Source organism: Mycobacterium paraffinicum (assembly GCF_025822865.1).
Lineage (GTDB): Bacteria > Actinomycetota > Actinomycetes > Mycobacteriales > Mycobacteriaceae > Mycobacterium > Mycobacterium paraffinicum.
Window position 1 is genome coordinate 1 of sequence record NZ_JACKUR010000003.1, and the last position, 830, is coordinate 830.

Below are 830 nucleotides of genomic sequence, written 5' to 3' on the forward strand. Positions count from 1 at the left end.
GCGCGGCCTCCATCGGTGGCAAGTTGTCAGTGCCGGTGGCCTGGACCGGCGGCCCGGCCGTGCCGGCCATGGGACACACCGCCATCCCGGTCAGCGCCATCAGCGCCGCCCCCGAAGGAGCCGGCGGCCCGGGCAACCTGCTCGGCGGCATGCCCCTGGCCGGCATGGGCACCGGCACCCACGCCGGCGCCGGACCCCGCTACGGCTTCCGCCCCACCGTCATGGCCCGACCCCCCTTCGCCGGATAGCCACCGGTCGCTTCTGCCAGCGTAGGAGCACGCTTTAGCGCGCGAAAAGTGTCGCGCTAAAGCGTGTTTCGCGTTGCGCCCACGGCCCGCGCACGGCGGAGCCCTCGCCCCGCCCTGCACACGTCAGACCGCCGTCGTGGCGAATGTCGCGAGGGCTTTATCTGCGACCGGATTTTTAACCCACACCGCGGTCGATCGTCCGTCGCTTTCGTGGATGGCCGGTGGATGGCGACCCGGCCGACGCGTCGTCCCCGCAGGTAGTGGCGCGGCTCGCGGGCGCTAACGTCTCGTTGCCCGTTTTCCTGTGCACCCGTCGCCGAGCGGGCCTCCCTCCGGCGGTCTCGTCGCCGGCAGCGACGGGGCTCCGCGGCGATCTAGCCTTTCGCAACAAGCTCACTGCTGCACGCCAATAGCACTCGCGAGGGAAACACATGTCGTTCGAGCCGGGGGGGTTCGTGGGTGTTTGACTTCGGGGCGTTACCGCCGGAGGTTAATTCCGGTCGGATGTATGCGGGTCCGGGTTCGGGGCCGTTGATGGCTGCGGCGGCGGCGTGGGATGAGATTGCTGCTGAGGTGGCTGCG

General features: G+C 70.2%; 2 protein-coding genes. Both read left to right on the plus strand.

Translation table 11 applies throughout. The annotated features are described in order from the left end of the window. A partial coding sequence (locus tag H7J89_RS00015) for a PE/PPE C-terminal domain-containing protein (RefSeq protein WP_264035530.1) occupies positions 1-248 on the plus strand: 248 nt, incomplete at its 5' end. A gap of 459 nt (positions 249-707) precedes the next feature. Continuing rightward, positions 708-830: PPE domain-containing protein (locus H7J89_RS00020; RefSeq protein WP_264035531.1), on the plus strand; the 123-nt coding region annotated here is incomplete at its 3' end.